The 17,367-nt window shown below is 71.5% G+C and carries 15 protein-coding genes; 5 read left to right on the forward strand and 10 right to left on the reverse strand.

The window, feature by feature from the left end:
* From MPTA5024_RS26120 to MPTA5024_RS26130, 3 genes are all read right to left on the reverse strand, one after another.
* Entirely contained in the window at positions 1-1,281 is a 1,281-nt protein-coding gene (locus tag MPTA5024_RS26120; RefSeq protein WP_036329589.1) for a sugar ABC transporter substrate-binding protein, read from the reverse strand.
* A gap of 91 nt (positions 1,282-1,372) precedes the next feature.
* On the reverse strand, positions 1,373-3,088 hold the full coding sequence (locus tag MPTA5024_RS26125) for a CBM35 domain-containing protein (protein ID WP_051458689.1): 1,716 nt from the start codon (positions 3,086-3,088) through the stop codon (positions 1,373-1,375).
* 136 nt (positions 3,089-3,224) lie between these two features.
* Complete coding sequence (locus MPTA5024_RS26130; protein ID WP_084370025.1) at positions 3,225-5,216, reverse strand: glycoside hydrolase family 127 protein; 1,992 nt, start codon at positions 5,214-5,216, stop codon at positions 3,225-3,227.
* A gap of 222 nt (positions 5,217-5,438) precedes the next feature.
* On the opposite strand from MPTA5024_RS26130, the gene MPTA5024_RS26135 reads away from it, so the two are divergent.
* Positions 5,439-6,455 (forward strand): LacI family DNA-binding transcriptional regulator, encoded by a 1,017-nt coding sequence (locus tag MPTA5024_RS26135; protein ID WP_051458690.1) that lies wholly within the window; start codon positions 5,439-5,441, stop codon positions 6,453-6,455.
* Between the two features lie 309 nt (positions 6,456-6,764).
* A complete protein-coding gene (locus MPTA5024_RS26140; protein ID WP_232326648.1) occupies positions 6,765-8,582 on the forward strand; it encodes a DUF2075 domain-containing protein in 1,818 nt (605 codons plus the stop codon).
* A gap of 120 nt (positions 8,583-8,702) precedes the next feature.
* Here the strand turns inward: MPTA5024_RS26140 and MPTA5024_RS26145 are convergent, their stop codons facing one another.
* The 3 genes from MPTA5024_RS26145 to MPTA5024_RS26155 form a co-directional block, all read right to left on the reverse strand.
* Positions 8,703-9,311 carry a response regulator transcription factor gene (locus MPTA5024_RS26145; RefSeq protein WP_036329593.1) on the reverse strand — a complete coding sequence of 203 codons (609 nt, stop codon included), beginning with the start codon at positions 9,309-9,311 and terminating at the stop codon, positions 8,703-8,705.
* Positions 9,308-10,453, reverse strand: coding sequence for a sensor histidine kinase (locus tag MPTA5024_RS26150; protein WP_036329595.1), 1,146 nt, complete (start codon positions 10,451-10,453; stop codon positions 9,308-9,310). Before MPTA5024_RS26150 ends, MPTA5024_RS26145 begins: the two co-directional genes overlap by 4 nt.
* 97 nt (positions 10,454-10,550) lie before the next feature.
* Positions 10,551-10,988: a hypothetical protein gene (locus MPTA5024_RS26155; RefSeq protein ID WP_157099733.1), complete on the reverse strand. Its 438-nt coding sequence runs from the start codon at positions 10,986-10,988 to the stop codon at positions 10,551-10,553.
* 99 nt (positions 10,989-11,087) lie between these two features.
* On the opposite strand from MPTA5024_RS26155, the gene MPTA5024_RS26160 reads away from it, so the two are divergent.
* Positions 11,088-11,723, forward strand: coding sequence for a LysE family translocator (locus MPTA5024_RS26160; protein WP_036329597.1), 636 nt, complete (start codon positions 11,088-11,090; stop codon positions 11,721-11,723).
* Positions 11,724-11,937: 214 nt separating this feature from the next.
* The gene (locus MPTA5024_RS26165; RefSeq protein ID WP_051458691.1) at positions 11,938-12,411 is read left to right on the forward strand and encodes an ester cyclase; all 474 of its coding nucleotides are present in this window, start codon (positions 11,938-11,940) and stop codon (positions 12,409-12,411) included.
* Here MPTA5024_RS26165 and MPTA5024_RS26170 read toward each other — a convergent pair.
* The 3 genes from MPTA5024_RS26170 to MPTA5024_RS26180 form a co-directional block, all read right to left on the reverse strand.
* Entirely contained in the window at positions 12,399-13,220 is an 822-nt protein-coding gene (locus MPTA5024_RS26170; protein ID WP_051458692.1) for a class I SAM-dependent methyltransferase, read from the reverse strand. The genes MPTA5024_RS26165 and MPTA5024_RS26170 overlap by 13 nt on opposite strands.
* A gap of 25 nt (positions 13,221-13,245) precedes the next feature.
* Positions 13,246-13,839, reverse strand: a complete 594-nt coding sequence (locus tag MPTA5024_RS26175) for a TetR/AcrR family transcriptional regulator (protein WP_036329599.1) — start codon at positions 13,837-13,839, stop codon at positions 13,246-13,248.
* Positions 13,840-13,902: 63 nt separating this feature from the next.
* The gene (locus tag MPTA5024_RS26180) at positions 13,903-14,352 is read right to left on the reverse strand and encodes a winged helix-turn-helix transcriptional regulator (RefSeq protein ID WP_036329601.1); all 450 of its coding nucleotides are present in this window, start codon (positions 14,350-14,352) and stop codon (positions 13,903-13,905) included.
* Positions 14,353-14,434: 82 nt separating this feature from the next.
* Here MPTA5024_RS26180 and MPTA5024_RS26185 point away from each other — a divergent pair, with 82 nt between their 5' ends.
* The gene (locus tag MPTA5024_RS26185) at positions 14,435-15,469 is read left to right on the forward strand and encodes a GlxA family transcriptional regulator (RefSeq protein WP_051458693.1); all 1,035 of its coding nucleotides are present in this window, start codon (positions 14,435-14,437) and stop codon (positions 15,467-15,469) included.
* 55 nt (positions 15,470-15,524) lie between these two features.
* Here MPTA5024_RS26185 and MPTA5024_RS26190 read toward each other — a convergent pair whose 3' ends face one another.
* Positions 15,525-17,339 (reverse strand): 1-deoxy-D-xylulose-5-phosphate synthase, encoded by a 1,815-nt coding sequence (locus tag MPTA5024_RS26190; protein WP_051458694.1) that lies wholly within the window; start codon positions 17,337-17,339, stop codon positions 15,525-15,527.
* Positions 17,340-17,367 lie beyond the last annotated feature (28 nt).

The following is a 17,367-nucleotide window of genomic DNA, read 5'->3' on the forward strand; positions in this document are numbered from 1 at the left end:
CTACTGGGTGGCGCTCGCCGCCGCGCTCTGGGCGGCCGTCAGCGCCTCCTGCGGCGGCTGCGAGCCGCTCAGCGCGGCCTGCGTCGCCTTCCACATGGGCTCGGAGATCTTCGGGTACTTGGTGCCGAGGTTGTCACTGGTACGGCCCTTGGCCGCCTTGACCGCCTCCACCCACACCTTCAGCTCCGGGTTCTGCTCGACCTGCTTGGTCTGCACCTGGTCGGTCGGGGCGATGTACGACAGCGTGGTCGTGGTGGTGAGCGAGTTGTCCGTGCTGGTCAGGCACGTCACCAGCTTCTGGGTGGTGGCGTAACGGGCCGTGTCCTTCTGCACCGGGATGCTGACGAACTCGCCGCCGGTCGGGGCCGGCGCGGTCCCGCCGTCCTTCGCCGGGATGGGGATGATGCCGTACGGGAAGCCGGTCTTCTTGGCGTTGGCCAGCTGCCAGGTGCCGTTCTCGGCGAAGGCGAAGTCGCCGGTGGCGAACTCCTGCCAGCTCGTGGTCTGGGTGTTGTTGATCACCGAGTTGGGGGCGTACCCCTTCTTCAGCCAGTCGGTCCACAGCGACAGGGCCGCCACGCCCTCCGGCGAGTCCAGCTTGGTGAGCTGCGCGCCGGAGCCCCAGAACCACGGCAGGAACTGGAAGCTGCCCTCCTCCGTGCCGATCGCGGAGAACGTGATGCCCTTCTTGCCCGCCGCCTTCACCTTCTCCAGCGCCGCGGTCAGCGACGCCCAGTCCTTGATGCCGTCGGCCTCCACCCCCGCCTTCTTCAGCACGTCGCTGTTGTAGTAGAGCGCCAGCGTGTTGGCCCCGATCGGGATGCCGTAGGTCTTGCCGCCGAGCTGGCCGGCCGCCAGCAGGTTGGGCGAGACGGCCGAGGTGTCGATCTTCGTCTCGTCCGTCGAGGTCAGCACCCCCGCGTCGGCGAGGGTCGAGACCACCGGGTTGTCCACGATCAGCACGTCCGGGGAGTTGCCCTGCTGGGCCGCCAGCAGCGCCTTGTTGGTCAGGTCGGTGGTGTCGTAGCCGGTCCGCTTGACGGTCACCCCCGCCTGGGTCCCGCACTGGGTGAGCAGCTTCACCCAGTCGGAGGAGTCGTCGAACTGCGGGTAGGGGTCCCAGATCGTGTAGGTCCCGCCGCCGGCGGCCTGGCTCGCGCCCGCCGAGGCGCCGGCGCCGTCACCGCCGGAGTCCCCTGAGCACGCGGTGAGGCCGCCCGCGACGACGAGGACCACCAGGCCCAGGCCGGCGACGCGCCGGCCCCTGTCGAGGCTTTCCATATCGTTCTTCCTTTCGACGGCCGGCGTCCGGCCGATATCATCGCGATCACCGCCGCGGCCCGCACATCCAGGGTGCGGACTCGCGGGCGCATCAGGTCAGCTGGATGTAGTCCAGTTCGGCGTAGCCGGTGCCGCCGGCGAAGGAGGGGGACCCCTTGGCCAGGCGGATCACGTTGTAGCCGGCCTGGAGATTGACGGTCGTGCCGACTGTGGCGCCGAACTGGCCCCAGGCGGCGGTGGGCGGGTAGCCGACGGTCGTCCATGCTCCGCCGTTGTACGCGAGCCCCTGGGTGGCGGTCGCCCCGGTGGCGTTGGCGTATCCGATGGTCATGGTGTACGTCCTGGAGGTGGGGACGTTCACCACGAAGTCGACGTAGCTGTCCAGGCCGTGGTTGCCCGTGTTGTTGTCGATGCGGCCGACGTACCCGGCCTCCGACGCACTGGAGCTCGTCAACCGCTGCGCGCGGAAGACGGACGCGTTCTCAGCCTCGTACCGCTGCGGGTAGGACGGCACGCCGCTGACGGGCTGGATCACCAGGTTGTAGGCGCTCGTCGCCGACATGTTCGGCACCGACACGCTGATCTGCCCGTTGCTCACGGTGTACGTGCTGGTGGAGATGGTCGTGGGCGCGGTCACGGCGGTGAACCGGCCACTCGCGGGCGTCGACTGCAGGGTCACCCGGACCGAGGAGCCCAGGGCGCCGAGGCCGGTCACCCGGATCGTGTTGGTGCCCGACTCGTTGCCGAAGACGACGTCGACGACCTTGCGGGTGGAGTCGTAGGAGGCGAAGCCGTCCAGCCCGGTCTGGGTGGCCGGGGTGGTGGTCACCATCCGGCCGGCCATGTCGCCGTACCACTTGTACAGCCACCAGGTGCCGGTGGGCTGGCTGTTGTTGACCACCAGCCCGTTCAGTGTGCCGTATTCGTACCAGAACGCCCGGTGCGCCATCTCGACGCCGGTCCGCTCGAACTTCGCCACGTAACTGGCGATCCGGCCGGGGACGTCCACCTCGCTCGTCGCGGCGTACTCGTTGATCGCGATGCGGCGCGGGCTGATGCCGAGCGAGGACTCCAGCGAGCGGTAGTCGGCGACGTGCGCGGCGATGCCGCTGGGGTCGCCGCCCAGTTCGTGCCAGCAGACGACGTCGGGCAGTGTGCCCGCGGCCTTGGCGCTGCTCAGGAACGACGACAACCAGGAGTGGTTGTAGTAGGAGATGCTCGGGCCGACGATCGGCGTCGTGGTGTCCAGCGCCCGCACGGCCCGGTAGGTGCGCGTCCACCCGTCGTTGAACGGCCCGGCCGCGGAGGTGTTCCACGTCCCGTCGGGCTCGTTCCACAGCTCCCAGCCCAGGACATTGGTCACCGAGGTCGCGTTGAGCCTGGCCCGGACCATGGTGTTCACCTTGGCCAGCCAGTCGTCCCAGCTCACCCACTTGTACGGGAAGTCGGGGTAGATGTCCGGCATCCGGATGAACTCCCCGGCGCCGGCCCGGGTGGCCTGCGGAGCCACGAGCAGGGAGTCGCCTCCCGGCGGCTGGCCGTTGGGCCGCTGCCCCACGCCCGGCGCGGGCTGCGTCAGCGAGTTGAGCTTCAGCGGCAGGAGGGCGGAGTCGGCCGGCCGGTTGTTCTCCGCCAGGCCGTACAGGCCGCCGGCGGCGACGTGGGCGACGGGCCGGAAGGGCTGGGCGACGTTCACCGTGAGGGTGGCGCCGGCCGCCTCGGCAGGCGCCGCGGGGACGCCGAGGGCCGCGCCCAGCAGCGCCGTCAGCCCTGCCGCGCGTCTGGACGGGGATCGGGGTCTGCGCATGAACGACCTCGCTCTTTCTGTGCTCAGGTGGGGGGAGAGCAGGAGGTGGAGCGGGACCGTTCCTCCCCGAGCCGGCTGACGCCGTGGACGGTCCCCATGCGGGCGGGCCGGGCCTGGCGGGGCCGGCCCGCCTTGGTCATCCTGTGGCGGCGACCGGGATCCAGACCCGCATCGGGCCCTCGCTCCGGTTGCCCCACAGGAAGTACGGCACCGCCGTGAACGTGAGCGGGGCGCCGCCGCGCTCCCGCCTGATCCCGGCGGTGTACAGCGAGTCGCCGGCGTCGGCGAGCGAGCCGCGCGCGGTGAGGACGACCGGGCTGCCCGGCAGGTCCTCCCGGCCGGCCGCCGTCACCTCGGCGGCGGGGTCCAGCCGCACGTCCTCCAGCACCGTGCCCGGCGGCAGGTCGGCCTGCTCCAGGCAGTACACGAGCGGTCCCCGGGCCAGGGCGACGCAGCCCCGCACCGCGTCCACCCGCGGATGCGCGCTCACCTGCCGGACCGGCATCTCCAGGTCGAGAACCACCGTCGTGCCCGGCGCCCAGGCCCGGGTGAGCCGGATGTAGCCGTCCCGGGCGGGGGCCATGACCGGTCCGCCGTCGATCCGGACCGTGTAGGCGTCGCACCACGCCGGCACCCGCAGCGCGAGCGTCCAGGGAACGCCCGGTCCGGAGGCGACGGTCAGCTCGACCCGGCCCTGCCAGGGGTATTCGGTGCGCACGTCCACCTGTACGGCGGAGCCCGCGACCTCGGCGCTGACGCTGCCCGAGGCGTACAGGTGGATCTGCAGGCCGTCGTCGTGGGCGGTGGCCAGGTAGCCGTGCAGCGAGGCCATCAGCCGGGCGATGTTGGGCGGGCAGCAGGCGCAGGAGTACCAGGGCAGCCGCCGCGCCGCCGCCTCCTCCCCCGAGCCGGTGTGGCCGGTGCGCACCTGCAGGGGGTTGGAGTAGAAGAAGTGCCTGCCGTCGGACGAGACGGCGGCGGCGACGCCGTTGTACAGCGCCCGCTCCATCTCGTCGGCGTAGCGGGCCCTGCCGGTCGCCAGCAGCAGCCTCCAGTTCACGTGGACGCTCGCGATCGCCGCGCAGGTCTCGGCGTAGGCCCGGTCGGGCGGGAGTTCGTAGGGGTCGCCGTACGCCTCGTCCCGGTGGCGCGAGCCGTGCGCGCCGGTCACGTAGGTGCGCCGGTGGACGGCGTCCTCCCACAGTCGCTCGGCCGCCTCCAGCAACTGGGGCTCGCCCGTCTCCACCGCCACGTCGACCATGCCGGCCAGCAGGTAGAGCTGGCGTACGGCGTGGCCGGTGACCTCACGGGCCTCCCGTACGGGCAGGTGGTCCTGGTAGTAGGCGGGCCCGAACCGCCCGGGCCCGAGCAGCCCCCGTCCCCGCAGGTCGAGGAACCGGCGCGCCAGGTCCAGATACGGACGGTGACCGGTCAGCCGGTACAGCTCGGCGAGCGCGGTCTCGATCTCCGGATGCCCGCAGACCTCCTCCACCCCGTCCGGGCCGAACCGCTCCACCAGCAGGTCGGCGAACCGCCGGGCGACGGCCACGAGCTCCGGGCCCACCCCGGTGCGGGCCGCGGCGACCGCCGCCTGGATCAGGTGACCCGCGCAGTACAGCTCGTGGCTCCAGTCGGGCCTGCGCCACCGCTCGTCCGGCGCGGCCACGGTGAAGTAGGAGTTGAGATAGCCGTCCGCCTGCTGGGCGCGGGCGAGCAGCGCCGCCGTGTCCTCCACGAACGACCGCAGCGCCCCGTCGCCCGATGAGACGCTCAGCTCCCAGGCCGCGGCCTCCAGGGTCTTGTGGACGTCGGAGTCGGCGAACCACATGCCGGCGAACGCCTCGTCCGACTCGCCCGCGGCGGCCCGGAGGTTGCCGATGTTCCCGGCGCGGTGCAGGTTGTCCACGCAGTGCGGCAACGTGTCCTCGGCGTTGCGCCGCCGCCACCGCCCCAGCAGGCCGTCCGCGTCGAGACGGGCCTGGCCCACGCCCAGCGGCCGCAGCGCGGCGACGGCGCCGGGGCCCGGAGCGACCGGCCCGGCGGAGCCGTGCGGGCCGGACGGGACCGGCGTCCCGATCGGCCGGACGCCGGGAGCGGCAGACGTGTCTGACAACTTCTGCTCGGTCATGCCTCATCTTTCGTGGAACGGGGAACGGCGGACCGCTCGGGTGATTCGAGGGATGCGTGTCACCCGCGGTAGGAAACTAGGAAAACGATTGCCGTCACGGTATCCAAGCCGTTCCGGACCGGTCAATAGCTTGTGTCCGCGTTGTTACGGCGATTCCCGGGCGTACACACGACCTGTAGAGTGGGCCCGCACGGCAACCGACTCTAGGAAAGTGGAGGAAACGTGGGAAAGCTGGAGCGTCATGCCACGATCTCCGACGTCGCGGCGCTGGCCGGGGTGTCGGTGGGCACGGCCTCCAAGGCGCTCAACGGGCGCGGATCGCTGCGGGAGGAGACCCGGGTACGGGTGCGGGAGGCGGCCCGGCAGCTCGGTTTCGAGGCCAACGCGGGCGCCCGGAGCCTGCACTCGGGCCGCACCTACACGGTCGGCATGATCACCACCGACACGATAGGGCGGTTCAGCATCCCCGTGCTGATGGGCGCGGAGGACGCGCTGGGCGCCGGGGAGATGTCGGTCTTCCTCTGCGACGGGCGCGACGATCCCATCCGCGAGCAGTACTACGTCAGGACCCTCCTCAGCCGCCGGGTCGACGGCATGATCGTGACCGGCCGGCGGACCGAGGCACGGGCGCCCATCAGCGCGAACCTGCCCGTGCCCGTGGTCTACGCCTTCATCAGCTCCGCCGACCCGCAGGACTGCTCGGTGGTCCCGGACGAGGCGGGCGGCGCCCGCAAGGCGGTGGAGCATCTCCTGGCCGTCGGCCGCACCCGGATCGCCCACATCACGGGGCCCGAGCACCACAACTCCGCCCGGGTCCGCGCGGCCGCGGCGACGGAGCGGCTCGGCGAAGACGGGCTCTCCCTGGTCGCTGCGCCGCTGTTCGGCGGATGGAGCGAGGTGTGGGGCCGTCAGGCCGTCGGCATCCTCCTGGCCGGCCGGACCGAGTTCGACGCCGTCTTCTGCGGCAGCGACCAGATCGCCCGGGGCGTCTGCGACGCGCTGCGGGCCGCCGGCCGGCGGGTCCCCCAGGACGTCGCCCTCATCGGGTTCGACAACTGGGACGTCATGACCGAGGCCTGCCAGCCGCCGCTCACCAGCATCGACCTGGACCTCGAGGGGCTCGGCCGTTCGGCGGCCGAGATGCTCCTCGCCGCCATCAACGGCTCCCCCTCCCCCGGCCGCCACGCCCACCCCTGCCGGCTGGTGGTCCGCGAGTCGACCACCGTCCCGCTCACCTGACCGCCCCGGCACGCGCAGTCACTGCCACGCGCGAGCTATCGCCACGAAAGAGCTGCCCTCGGTCGGCGTGCCCGCCCTGGTGCGACGAGCAGCCGACGTCAGCCGGCCATCGGGATGCGCGCTTCGCCATGATCTACGAGCGTGAATCTTGTAATCTTTCGGGCGTATCGGTGATGCGGCCCGACGGGCTTCCGCACCTCCTGTGAGAGCGGACACGCCCCCATACCGCACGAGTCTCTCGTGCTGCCTGGGGGTAGGTCCGTGGCGGTTGTCCGGCATTCCGCGGAAGGTCTGCTTCAGCTCGCGTCCGTGCCGGAGAGGGTGCTCAGCGAGGTGATCGCCGAACAGCTCCAGTTCACTCAGGGCATCAATCCCGGCAGGAGCGAGCGGAAGTCGTGGGACCGCAGCCTGCCTGTTCTCGCCCGCGACCTCGTCGACGCCGGGCTCGGGGGCGTCGAGATGCTCGTCGAGTACCAGTTGCCGCTGACCAGCAAGCGCGCCGACGTGATCCTGGCCGGCGTGGACCGGCAGAGCGGCGCCGACGCGTACGTGATCGTGGAGCTCAAACAGTGGAGCCAGGCAGAGCTGTACGAGGACGACCCCGATCTGGTCCTCGTCGGGGGCATGGGCGACCGGCCCAAGCTCCATCCCGTGCTCCAGGTGCGGGGCTACTGCGATTACCTGGCCGACTTCGTCGGCGCCCTGGAGCATCGCCCTGATGCCGTCCGCGGCGTCGCCTACCTGCATAACGCGAACGACCTGGACATCCACGATCTCTACGATCACGTGGAGGACGAGCGGACCCGCCTGTTCAGCCAGAGCCGCCGCGGCAGGTTCGTCGATTACCTCAAGGCCCAGTTCGCTCCCGAGTCCGGCGCCGGCTCCGCCGACCGGCTGTCGGCGTCGGCCATCCGGCCGTCCAAACAATTGCTCAAGGTCGCCGCGGCCGAGATCAGGAACCGCGACCAGTTCGTCCTGCTGGACCAGCAGCGCCTGGCATACGAGTTGGTGCTGCACGCGGTGGAGAAGGCTCGCGCGGCCAACTCCAAGGAAGTCGTAGTGGTCACCGGCGGCCCCGGGTCGGGCAAGAGCGTCATCGCCCTGTCCCTGCTCGGCGAACTGGCCGGGCGCGGCTACGCCACGCATCACGCCACGGGCTCGCGGTCGTTCACCGAGACCATGCGACGGCACGTGGCGAAGGGGTCGGCACGCACGAAGGCGATGTTCAAATATTTCAACAACTTCATGACCGCCACACCCAATGACCTCGACGTGCTGATCTGCGACGAGGCGCACCGCATCCGGGAGACCTCGGCCAACCGCTTCACCAGGGCCGCGCAGCGCAGCGGGCGGTCCCAGCTCGACGAGCTGGTCGCCGCCGCCCGCGTGCCCGTGTTCCTTCTGGACGAGCACCAGGTGGTGCGGCCCGGCGAGACCGGCACCGTCGCCGAGATCAGGGCCCATGCGCAATCCCTCGGTCTGGCCGTCCACCAGGTGGATCTGGACGCTCAGTTCCGCTGCGGCGGCAGCCGCGAGTACGAGGAGTGGGTGATTCGTCTGCTCGGCCTGGACGGCGGCGACCCGCAGCCCTGGACCGGCGACGACCACTTCGAGGTCACTTTGGCCGAGTCGCCGTACGAACTCGAAGCCCTGCTGCGCGGCAGACTGAACGAGGGCTACTCGGCCCGGATGACCGCGGGCTACTGCTGGCGCTGGAGCAACCCGGACGGCGACGCTCTCGTCGCCGACGTCCAGATCGACGACTGGTCCAAGCCGTGGAACGTCAAAGACGACCGCGCCGTCGGCACCGCCCCTCCCAGCGCGCTCTGGGCCACCATGCCCGGCGGCTTCGAACAGGTCGGTTGCGTGTATACCGCCCAAGGCTTCGAGTACGACTGGAACGGCGTCATCTTCGGCCCCGACCTCGTCTATCGTGACGGCCGGCTGGTGACGATGCCCTCGGCCAGCCGGGACCCGGCCCTGAAGAAGAAGTCCGTCACCGCTGAACAGGCCGACCGGCTGATCCGCAACACCTACAAGGTGCTGCTCACCCGGGGGATGATCGGCACCGCGATCTACTCCCTCGATCCGAAGACGCAAGACTTCTTCGCCGCCCTGATCCGCTGAAGGCCGGCGCACTGAGCTCGAGACCGTCTCACAGCCTGACTGCACGGCAGGAGACTGACCGACTCCCCGCTTCACCGAGCCGTTGCCGCTGGACGGCCCCGCCCACGCTGCGACGGGTGTCTACAGCCAGCCGCGGTCGTCGGCGACGCGTACCGCGCCCATCCGGTTCTGCGCGCCGGTCTTGGCGATCGCCGCCGACAGGTAGTTCCGCACGGTGCCCTCGGACAGGTACAGCTTGGCGGCGATCTCGGCGACGGTGGCGCCGGAGCGGGCCGCGTTCAGCACGTCGCGCTCCCGTCCGGTCAGCGGGGAGTCGCCGGCGGCGAGGGTCGCCGCCGCGAGCACGGGGTCCACGACGCGTTCGCCGCGCATGACCCGGCGAACGGCGTCCGCCAGGGCCTCGGGCGGAGCGTCCTTGACGACGAAGCCGACGGCGCCCGCGGTCATCGCCCGGCGGAGGTAGCCGGCGCGGCCGAAGGTGGTCAGGATGATCACTCGGCAGTGCGGTACCTGCGCGGTGAGCACCGCGGCCGCGGCGAGCCCGTCGAGGCCGGGCATCTCGATGTCGAGCAGGGCCACGTCGGGCCGGTGGACGCGGGCCGCGTCGACGACCTGGTCGCCCCGGCTGACCGAGGCCACGACCTCGAAGTCGTCCTCCAGGTCGAGCAGCGCGGACAGGGCCGCGCGGATCAGGTCCTGGTCGTCGGCGAGCAGCAGTCGGATGGTCATACGGGCTCGTCTCCTGTCGTCGCCGAAGACGCCGAAGACGCCGAAGGGGCCGCCGGTTCGTACGGGCCGAGGGTGACGCGCAACCGCCAGCCACGGGGGCCGGCCGGCCCGGCCTGCACGGTCCCTCCGGCGGCGGCGACCCGCTCGCGCAGCCCGCTGAGGCCGTTGCCGTTGGGCGCGGCGGCGCCGGTCCCGTCGTCGCGGATCTCCACACGGAACGGGGAGAGGGTCACCGTGCACCGGGTGGCCCGCGCGTGGCGCACCACGTTGGTGATCCCCTCCCGCACGACCCAGCCGAACAGCTCCTGGTGGGCGGGCTCGACCAGGTCGGCGGCCGTGGGCAGGTCGGCCACGACGCCCGCCGCGCGCAGCAGTTCCCGGCCGCGGGCGAGCTCACCGGCGAGGGTCACCTCGCTGTAGCCCGACACGGCGGCCCGTACGTCCGTGAGCGCCTGACGGGCCAGGCCCTCGACGGCGGCGATCTCCTCGACGGCGCGGGGCGATCCGCTCGCGGCGAGCCGGCGGGCCAGACCGCTCTTGACGGTGATGACGGTCAGCGAGTGCCCCAGCAGGTCGTGCAGGTCGCGCGAGATGCGGGCCCGTTCGGCCTCCGAGGCCAGCCGGGCGACCTCGGCGCGGGCCTCCAGCAGGGCACGGTTACTGGTGGCGATCTCGGAGAAGCCGACCACCGTCAGGCCGGTAAAAATGATCATGACCGCCTGGGTCCAGCCGAACCCGAGATGCCAGGGACGCACCGCCCAGGGCACCACGAGCGCCGCGAGGGCTCCGCCCGCGATGATCGGCACCAGGTGTCGGCGCCGTATCATCGCGGCCAGGGAGACGACGACGACGCCCAGATAGAAGGCGAAGTCACGGGCGATGGGCAACGCGGCCGCGAAGAGCACGGTCATGAGCCCGAGCAGCGTCCACACCCTGACCGGCCGGTTCCGCGCGAAGGCCAGGCCGGTCAGCACGTACGCGACGCAGAAGACGGCCACGATGGCGTACCCGGCGATCGCCGTGACGCCGTCCGCGTATTCGGCCACACCGGAGGCGGCCACGGCCGGGAAGACCAGCATTCCGGCCGCGAGGAAGACGCGCCGCCAGCCCTGGGCCCATCGCTGCGGATCGCGGTCCGGCATGTCTGTCACCTGGTTTCCTCCGCCGTCCGCCGTGCCCGGCCGGCGGTGCCGACCACGGCATGGTAGACGGCGTTCTCGGGTGTGCGGGTGGCGGGGCTCACGCGCCGGCGAACACCGACCGCAGGCGCCGCCCGAAGGCCGTCGCGACCACGCCGAGCAGCAACAGCCCGCAGACCGCCTGTTCCAGCTTCATCCACACCGGGAACGTGCCGGGCAGCGCGATGATCACCACGATCGCGACCACCATGACCGCGGCGATGACGCGCAGCCTGCGGTACGCGCCACGGGAGCCACGCGCCGCGCGGACCGCGAAGGCGTACGTGAACGCCGCGCTGACCGTCACGATGACGCCGCGGACCCACACGGCGGAGTTGACCATGGTCGCGTCGTCGTGCCGCAGGGCGATGACCATCAGGGTCAGCGCGCTGAGCGCGAGGTACCCCCCGGTGAGCAGCCGGATGGTCGTGAACGCCTTGAGGCTGCCGGGGTGGGCGGGGTCGGCGCCGGATACGGGGACGTGCCGTTCGTCTGTCATGCCCACCATCGTGATCGCGGGCACCGGCGCCGGGGCAGTGCGATCACGCCTCGTTGATCCATGACATTCGTCAGGGTCCCCTTCCGGCAGGATTGCCGCATGACTCCCGTTTCAGCGCTTGTTTCCTTCGCCTTCGTGGCAGGCATGCTGACGATCATTCCGGGGCTCGACACGGCCCTTGTGCTGAGGTCCGCCATGACGAGGGGACGCAGGCACGCCTTCGCGACGGCGCTCGGCATCAACACGGGCGTCCTGCTCTGGGGTGCGGGGGCCGCGCTCGGGGTGACAGCGCTTCTGACGGCGTCCCAGGTCGCGTACACCGTGCTCCGCTACGCCGGGGCGGCCTACCTGGTGTGGTTCGGTGTCACGCTGGTACGGCGGTCGCTGTCCGGGGGCGCCGCCGAGCCGGGTCCGGCGGTCACGGCCGCCTCCGGGGGCGCGTACCGGGCCTGGATGAGGGGTGTCGCGACCAACCTCCTGAACCCGAAGGTGGGCGTGTTCTATGTGGCCATGCTGCCGCAGTTCATCCCGAAGGGCTCGCCGCACCTGCTGATGGGGCTGCTGCTCGCGCTCGTGCACAACGTCGAGGGCCTCGCGTGGTTCACCGTACTGATCTTCGGGACGACCGTGGCCCGGCGCCGGCTCTCGGGCGAGCGGGTCCACCGCTGGACCGACCGGATGACGGGCGTGGTTCTCGTCGGCTTCGGCCTGCGGCTGGCGTTGTCCGATCACTGAACGGGCGCGCCGGCACGCTCGAACAGCCGTACGTACGGCACCGGATGGGCCCGCCGGTTTCCATGTCGGAACGGCAGCGCATAAGCTCGTCGGCAGAGGCGACCCGAGTCCTCGAAACCGTGCGTTCCGCCAGGTCAGGGCATGGTGCGCGCAGCGGACGGCACGACATAACCTATGCCTCATCCCCCCGAAAGCACAGAAGGGGGCATTCTCGATGCTCGATGTCGTCGACCGCCTGATAGAGACGGTGAACGCACACGACTTGAATGCCTGCGTTCGCTGCTACAGCCCCGACGCCACCATGGTGGGGCCGGAGATGCAGGCCGAAGGCCGCGACCAGATCGAGTGCTACCACGCCCATGTCTGGACCGGGCTCCCCGATCTGTTGATCACCGTGTGGGACCGGATAGTCACAGGGGATCGGGTGGCGCTCGAGGGGATGTTCAACGGCACGCACACCGGGTCCTTCCTGGTCGCGGGAGGCCGGATCCTGGAGCCGTCCGGCCGGCCCGTGAGCGTCAGCCTGTGCTGGGTGTTCACCGTGGAGAACGGCCTGATCACCGCCCACCGCCTCTATTTCGACCAGCTGGAGCTGTACACCCAGCTCGGGGCCGATCCCGCCTGGGACACGGAAAGGCCGGCCCCGGTCTCGTGCTACTGCTCGCCGAGCCCGCGTCAGAAGCGGTAGCGCGGTATCCATCCGGCGTTCCGCCAGGCCGGGACCAGGCCGATCAGGACCGTCAGCAGCCGGTAGTACAGCGGGGAGCGCCTGAGCAGGGTGGCGTCGCCGAGGCTGCCGACCTCCGCGAGGCGGAGCCGGGGATGGAACCGTTCGACGTCGCGCGGGTCGCCGGGAAACCACTGTTCGACGATCCCGAACTTCGCGAAAAGAGGGACCGGCCGTCTCTCCCGCTGCTTTCGCACCACGGGCGAGGTGATGTTGAAGGCGATCTCACCGCTCGGGAAGTGCTCGACGATCCCGGAGAGGACGTGCCGCACGTCGTGCTCGGGGAGGAAGTTCAGGAGACCGTCGGCGACCACGATCGCGGGCCGGTCCCCCGGGATCGCGTCGAGCCAGCCGGGCTCGGTGACCGACGCGCCGACGTAGGTGTGGCCCGGCCAGGGGCCGTACAGGCGGCCGGCGATCTCGACGATGTCGGGGAAGTCCACGTCGTACCAACGGTGGCCGTCCCCCGGGCGGACGCGCCGGACGCGGCTGTCGAACCCGCTGCCGATGTCCAGGACGACCGCGTCCGGCGTGCGGGCGAGGAATGCCTGGATCCAGTCGTCGATCGTCCTGGAGCGCACCCCGACCGCGAAGCGTCCCACGCGGAGCGGCCTGAACTGGTCGAAGTCGAAGTCGAGCCGGTCGATCGCCTGCTGCGCCGTCTCGTCGCCGAGGATCGGGTTGCGGTCCCGGCTGTCGAGCCAGCGCAGGTAGAGCTCCAGGAGCGCGGTGACGCGCACTCCGGTGAAGGTGACGGGGATCTTGTCCATCCGGTCCTCCCAGTGGTGACGCCGGTCACCCGCCGTCGCGGTAGCCGGTCTGCCGGAGCACGGCCAGCAGGAAGTCGAGGATCTCGCCCTCGCCGGCGGTGTCGGGCTGTGTGGTGAGGTGCGTGGCGACCGCGCCGGTGAGGATCGTCTGGATGACGCCGAGGTCGGCGGAGGGGGGAAACCTCCCGCGATCACGTGCGTCCTCCAGGCTGGCGCGGATCGCCTCCTCCCGCCGCCGGATGCCGGCGTTCCAGTACGCCTCCCGCAGGGCCGGGTGGTCGTGGAGCGAGGTCATCAGGCGGCGGGTGAGCTGCCGCAGCCGGGGCCGGGCCAGGTGGTGCGCCCAGGCGGCGAGCATCTCCTCGATGTCGACCGGCTCCGGCGGCGGAGGTGAGGCGTCCTGGCCCGCGGCGATGGCGGCGACGAGCAGCCGGATCTTGTCCGGGAACCGCCGGTACACGGTGGCCCGGGTCACACCGGCGCGGCGGGCGACCTGCTCGATCGTGACGGCGTCGACTCCGCGCTCGATCAGCAGGTCCACGGCCGCCGCGAGGATCGCCGCGTCGATGTCCGCGCTGCGCGGACGCCCCGGCGGCCGGTCCGGCTCCGTCTCCACCACGCGGATTACAATACAGCTCTGTACTGTATTGTAAATACGACGCCGTCGTTCCGTCCGCCGGTGTCACCCGGTCGCGATACCCGCCTCCTCGTGGACCGTGACGAGGCCGGATCCCTCCAGAGGTTCGCCGCAGGCCGCGCAGACGACGCGTGTCTCGACGTCGGCGCCGCAGGTGTGCCGGAACCGCGGAGTCGGCGGCGGGTCCGCCAGATGCCGGAGGCCCCACTCCCGCAGCCCGATCAGCACCGGCTCGAGATCCCGCCCCGCGTGCGTCAGGTTGTACTCGAAGCGCGGGGGCCGGTCCTGGTACGGGCGGCGCTCCAGGATCCCGGCCGACTCCAGGGACCGCAGCCGTTTGGTGAGGACGTCTCTGGGCGCGCCGGTGTTGGCACGGATGTCGGCGAACCGGCGGACGCCCAGGAACACCTCGCGCAGCACGAGGAGCGACCACCGCTCGCCCACGAGGTCGAGGGTCCCGGCGATGGGGCAGGCGCGAGGCCCGGCGTCGTCCATGCCGTCATCCTAGTTGGTTTGGAATGCGAACTCACTACGGATAGCATCGGGGGGTTCGCAGAGCACGGCCCGGAGGGAGCGAGTGAGTCACAGACCAGCCGGAACAGGGCCGCTCACGGTGACGTTCCTCATCTATCCGGGGGTCCGGCTGCTGGGCGTGACCGGGCCGCTCGACGTGTTCGCGTCGGCGAACGAGTTCGGCGGTCGTTATCGGGTGCGGACGGTGTCCGTCGACGGGGCGGACGTGACGACGTCGTCGGGGACCCGTCTCAGCGCCGATCTGTCCGTCGGCGACCTGCGGCAGGCCGGTGACATCCTGGTCGTCCCCGGCGGACCCGAGTGGGACAGGCCGATCAGGGACGACGCGTTGCTGGAGGCCGTGCGGAGACTGGACGGGAGCGCCCGGTTCACGGCCTCCCTGTGCACGGGCGCGTTCCTGCTGGCGGCCGCCGGCCTTCTTGACGGCCGTCGCGCGGCGACCCACTGGCGGCACGCGCGGCAACTCGCGCTGCGCTTCCCCGGCGTCCAGGTGGACCCGGACGCGATCTTCGTCCAGGACGGCAGGATGTTGACGTCGGCCGGGGCCAGCGCCGGCATCGATCTCTCCCTGGCGCTCGTCGAGGACCACTACGGAGCCGAGGTGGCCCGTGCGGTGGCCAGGGACATGGTCGTCTTCATGCAACGGCCCGGAGGACAGTCCCAGCTCAGTGTCCGCGCGCGTGCCCCGCACACCCGGCAGGAGATGCTCCGGCGGGTGCTCGACGCCGTCGTCGAGAATCCCGATGCCGACCACACGCTGGCCGCCATGGCCCGCAGAGCCGGTGTCAGCGCCCGCCACATCAGCCGGCTCTTCTCCGACGAGGTGGGGACGACTCCGGCCCGCTACGTCGAACAGGTCCGGCTCGAAGCGGCGCAGGCGATGCTGGAGACCTGCGACGATCCGATGGACGTGATCGCCCGCCGCACCGGCTTCGGCTCCCCCGAGTCGATGCGCAGGGCGTTCGCGCGGAATCTGGGGGTCACCCCGGGCATCGTCAGAGCGAGCTTCCGCACCGCCGGCGTGGACAGGGCCGCCGTGCCCGAGACCGCCGGGCGCAGCGGCGTCGTGGTGGCGTGACCCCTCCCCCAGCCGCCTGACCGGCCTCTGGTTCCCTGCCGCGCCCCGGCTCGCGTCACAGTGTCGCCGCTGCGGCGGCGATGACGGCCTCGGCGACGGACTCCGCGGCGAGACCGGCCTCGGCCAGGATCTCCGCGCGAGTGCCCTGGCCGGGGAAGCCCTCGGACACGCCCAGCACCTGGACGTGGGCGCGGACTCCGGCGTCGTGCAGCGACTGAACGAGCGACGAGCCGACGCCCCCGGTGCGCAGGCCGTCCTCGACAGTGACCACCGCGCGGTGCCGGGTGACCAGCCGGATCAGCTCCACGGGCAGCGGCTTGACCCACCGCGGGTCGACCACCGTGGTCTCGACGCCGTGCGGGGCGCACCGCCGCGACGCGTCCAGGGCCGCCTGGGCCATCGCTCCCACGGCGATCACCAGGACTCCGTCGTGCGACTCGCGCAACACGTCGACGCCGCCGGTGCGGCGGAGGGCGGGGATGTCCGCTCCGACGGCGCCTCGCGGGAATCGGACGGCGGTGGGCGCGCCGGTCACGGCGATCGCCTCGCGCAACTCCTCGCGGAGCGTCGGCAGATCGCGTGGGGCCGCGATGCGCAGACCCGGAACCGGCTGGAGCAGGGCGAGATCCCAAAGCCCGTTGTGGCTCGGGCCGTCGTCTCCGGTGACCCCCGCCCGGTCCACGACGAGGGTGGCACCCAGCCGGTGCAACGCGAGGTCCATCAGCACCTGGTCGAGGGCCCGGTTGAGAAAGGTGCCGTAGAGCGCGACCACCGGATGCAGACCCGCCATCGCAAGCCCGGCGGCCGACGCCACCGCGTGCTGCTCGGCGATCCCGACGTCGAAGCACCGTGCCGGGTACGCCTCGGCGAACCTCGTCAGCCCCACCGATCCCGGCATGGCGGCGGTGATGGCGACGAGGTCCCGGCGCTCGGCGGCGAGCGAGACCATCTCGTCCCCGAAGGCCGCCGACCAGCTGAGCCCGCCCGGGCGCGGTGGCCGGCCGGTGAGCGGGTCGATCACCCCGACACCGTGGAGGTGGTCCTCGTCGTCCTCCTCGGCCGGCCGGTAGCCGAGGCCCTTCCGCGTCACGCAGTGGACGACGACGGGGGCCTCGCATGCCTTGGCGCGCTCCAGCGCTTCCTCCAGGGCTGCGATGTCGTGCCCGTCGACCGGGCCCAGATACGTGAGGCCGAGATCCTCGAAGAGCACCCGGACGGTCCGGCCTGTCGCACCCGCGCCGCCGGGTTCCTGCTCGCCCTCGTCCGGGAGGCGCTCGCCGCCCGAACGGAGCATGGCCAGGTGCCGGGCGAGACCTCCCACGGTGGGGGCGTATGAGCGTCCGTTGTCGTTCACGACGATCACCACGGGGCGGTGGGGCGCCGCCGCGATGCTGTTGAGGGCCTCCCAGGCCAGGCCGCCCGTCAGGGCGCCGTCACCCACGACGGCCACGACGCGCCGGTCCGTCTCCCCGGACAGCTCGCGAGCCTTCGCCATGCCGTCCGCGTAGGAAAGCGCAGCCGACGCGTGTGAGTGCTCGATGTGATCGTGCGGGGACTCCGCGCGGCTGGGGTAACCGGACAGGCCGCCACGGCGCCGCAGCTCGGTGAACCGGCGGGCACGACCAGTAACGATCTTGTGGACGTACGCCTGGTGGCCGACGTCCCAGAGCAGGGCGTCGCGTGGGGAGTCGAAGCTCCGGTGCAGCGCCAAGGTCAGCTCGACCACTCCCAGGTTGGGCCCGAGGTGCCCTCCGGTCTTCGCGACATGCCGGACGAGGAAGGCGCGGATCTCCCTGGCGAGGGCGGCCAGTTGCGCATGGCTCAGGCGCCGCAGGTCGGATGGCTCGTTGACATCGTCCAGCAGGGTCATGCGTGGTCTCTCCTCTCCCTGGCAGGCC

It is taken from the genome of Microbispora sp. ATCC PTA-5024, from assembly GCF_000511135.2.
GTDB lineage: Bacteria > Actinomycetota > Actinomycetes > Streptosporangiales > Streptosporangiaceae > Microbispora > Microbispora corallina.

Excerpts from the sequence above, each read along its gene's own strand:
- MPTA5024_RS26120 (WP_036329589.1), bottom strand. The coding sequence starts at position 1,281 with ATGGAAAGCCTCGACAGGGGCCGGCGCGTCGCCGGCCTGGGCCTGGTG.
- MPTA5024_RS26125 (WP_051458689.1), bottom strand. The coding sequence starts at position 3,088 with ATGCGCAGACCCCGATCCCCGTCCAGACGCGCGGCAGGGCTGACGGCG.
- MPTA5024_RS26130 (WP_084370025.1), bottom strand. The coding sequence starts at position 5,216 with ATGACCGAGCAGAAGTTGTCAGACACGTCTGCCGCTCCCGGCGTCCGG.
- MPTA5024_RS26145 (WP_036329593.1), bottom strand. The coding sequence starts at position 9,311 with ATGACCATCCGACTGCTGCTCGCCGACGACCAGGACCTGATCCGCGCG.
- MPTA5024_RS26150 (WP_036329595.1), bottom strand. The coding sequence starts at position 10,453 with ATGCCGGACCGCGATCCGCAGCGATGGGCCCAGGGCTGGCGGCGCGTC.
- MPTA5024_RS26155 (WP_157099733.1), bottom strand. The coding sequence starts at position 10,988 with ATGACAGACGAACGGCACGTCCCCGTATCCGGCGCCGACCCCGCCCAC.
- MPTA5024_RS26160 (WP_036329597.1), top strand. The coding sequence starts at position 11,088 with ATGACTCCCGTTTCAGCGCTTGTTTCCTTCGCCTTCGTGGCAGGCATG.
- MPTA5024_RS26165 (WP_051458691.1), top strand. The coding sequence starts at position 11,938 with ATGCTCGATGTCGTCGACCGCCTGATAGAGACGGTGAACGCACACGAC.
- MPTA5024_RS26170 (WP_051458692.1), bottom strand. The coding sequence starts at position 13,220 with ATGGACAAGATCCCCGTCACCTTCACCGGAGTGCGCGTCACCGCGCTC.
- MPTA5024_RS26180 (WP_036329601.1), bottom strand. The coding sequence starts at position 14,352 with ATGGACGACGCCGGGCCTCGCGCCTGCCCCATCGCCGGGACCCTCGAC.
- MPTA5024_RS26190 (WP_051458694.1), bottom strand. The coding sequence starts at position 17,339 with ATGACCCTGCTGGACGATGTCAACGAGCCATCCGACCTGCGGCGCCTG.